The organism is Janthinobacterium sp. SUN211 (assembly GCF_030587315.1).
GTDB classification, from domain to species: Bacteria; Pseudomonadota; Gammaproteobacteria; order Burkholderiales; family Burkholderiaceae_D; genus Janthinobacterium; species Janthinobacterium kumbetense.
In genome coordinates this window covers 1-2,238 of the sequence record NZ_JAPWIC010000023.1, presented here as the reverse complement: position 1 = coordinate 2,238, position 2,238 = coordinate 1, and the positions used below count along the sequence as shown (strand labels likewise).

Genomic DNA, 2,238 nt, shown 5'->3' with positions numbered 1-2,238 from the left:
TAGAAGCGCACGGATTCCGGGCCATGCGCGTGGTGGTCGCCGAACAGGCTGCGCTTCCAGCCGCCGAAGCTGTGGAAGGCCATCGGCACGGGGATCGGCACGTTCACGCCCACCATCCCGACTTGCACCCGGTGCGTGTACTCGCGCGCCGTATTGCCGTCGCGCGTATAAATCGCCGTGCCGTTGCCGTATTCGTGCGCGTTGACGAGGTCCAGCGCGGTGGCGAAATCGGGCACGCGCACGATGCAGAGGACGGGGCCGAAGATTTCCTCTTTATAGATCGTCATCTCCGGCGTGACATGGTCGAACAGGCTGCCGCCGAGGAAAAAGCCCTTTTCGTGGCCGGGCAAGACGAAGCCGCGCCCGTCACTGACCAGCTTGGCGCCTTCCTTGACGCCCGTGGCGATGTAGCCAGCAATTTTGTCCTTGTGCACTTGCGTCACCACCGGGCCCATTTCCGCCTGTAAATCCATGCCTTGCGTGATTTTCAGGGCCGCGATGCGGGGCACCAGCGCCTCGACCAATTGATCGGCCACATTGCCCACCGCCACGACGACGGAAATGGCCATGCAGCGCTCGCCCGCCGAACCGAAGGCGGCGCCCATCAGGGCGTCGACCGTCTGCGGAATGTCCGCGTCCGGCATGACGACCATGTGGTTTTTCGCGCCGCCCAGCGCTTGCACGCGCTTGCCCTGGGCGCAGCCGGTGGCGTAGATGTACTCGGCGATCGGCGTGGAACCGACGAAACTGACGGCGCGCACGTCCGGGTGGTGCAGCAAGCCATCCACGGCTTCCTTGTCTCCCTGCACCACGTTGAAGACGCCGTCCGGCAAACCGGCGTCCGTCAACAGCTGCGCCAGCAGCAAGCTGGCCGACGGGTCGCGCTCGGACGGTTTCAAGACGAAGGTATTGCCGCAGGCGATCGCCATCGGAAACATCCACATCGGCACCATCACGGGGAAATTGAACGGCGTGATGCCGACGCACACGCCCAATGCCTGGCGGATCGACCAGGCGTCGATGCCGCCGGCCACCTGCTCCGAATATTCTCCCTTCATCATTTGCGGGATGCCGCAGGCAAATTCCACCACTTCGATGCCGCGCGTCACTTCCCCTTTCGCATCCGTGAACACCTTGCCGTGTTCGGCCGTGATCAGGGCCGCCAATTGATCCGCATGTTCTTCCAGCAACTCCTTGAACTTGAACATGACGCGGGCGCGGCGCAGGGGCGAGGTTTGCGACCATGCGGGAAAGGCCGCGTGAGCGGCAGCCACGGCCGCGTTCAGCTCGGAAGGCGTCGCCAGCGATACTTTCGCCGTGACGGCGCCCGTGGCGGGGTTGAAGACGTCGCTCGTGCGCTCGGAGTGCGACGCCATGGGGTTGCCACCAATAAAGTGGCCAATCATCGGGGTAGTCATTGTCTTGTCCTTGGTTATTTCGTCATCAGCCAGTCATGGGCCGGGTCGTTTTTAAAGTGCCACACGCGTTTCGGGCCGGCCATCACGTTCAGGTAATAGCCATCGTAGCCATACGGCACGGTGACGGGGTGGTAACCCCTGGGCACCATCACCACGTCGTGGTTTTCCACGGCCATGGCTTCGTCGATGCTGCGGTCGTCCGTGTAGACGCGTTGGTACGCAAAGCCCTGCTCGGGATTGAGGCGGTGGTAATACGTTTCTTCCAGCGAACTTTCCAGCGGAATATTGTCGCTGTCGTGCTTGTGCGGCGGATAGCTGGACGAATGGCCGGACGGCGTGACCACTTCCACCACCAGCAAGCCATCGGCCTCGGCCGTCTGCGGCAGGATGTCGCACACATAGCGGGTGTTCGCCCCCTTGCCGCGCACGGAACGCGTCATCGACTGCGGGTCGATCAGGCGCGCCGGGCGATGGGTGGTGGCCGGCGCGCTGCACAGCGCCACTTCCGCGTTGCTCACGGCCGTGATGCCGACCGTGGTTTCCAGCGGCACATACACGGCGTAGGGCGAGACGTCTTCAAACACGCTCTGGCGATTGCCGATGGCTTCCCAGGTCTGCCCGCCCGCCTGCACGGTGACCGTGCCCGTCAGCACGACGAGGCACAGTTCGCGGCTGCCCGTCTCCAAAGTCAGCTGTTCGCCTGCCGCCAGACGGTGCGCGGCAAAGCCCACGTGCGTCCAGCCGGCCGACTCTGGCGTCACTTCGACGATGGCCGAACCGGCCCTAGCCTTGACCAGCAGCGGGCTCATGCCGCCTCCCG

2 protein-coding genes are annotated in these 2,238 nt (G+C 64.2%); both read right to left on the bottom strand.

Translation table 11 applies throughout. The annotated features are described in order from the left end of the window. Window positions 1–1,418: CoA-acylating methylmalonate-semialdehyde dehydrogenase (locus O3301_RS28545; protein ID WP_305058156.1), on the bottom strand; the 1,418-nt coding region annotated here is incomplete at its 3' end. A 14-nt stretch (window positions 1,419–1,432) separates the two neighbouring features. Continuing rightward, entirely contained in the window at window positions 1,433–2,227 is a 795-nt protein-coding gene (iolB, locus tag O3301_RS28540) for a 5-deoxy-glucuronate isomerase (protein WP_289917217.1), read from the bottom strand. Between the last annotated feature and the right edge of the window lie 11 nt (window positions 2,228–2,238).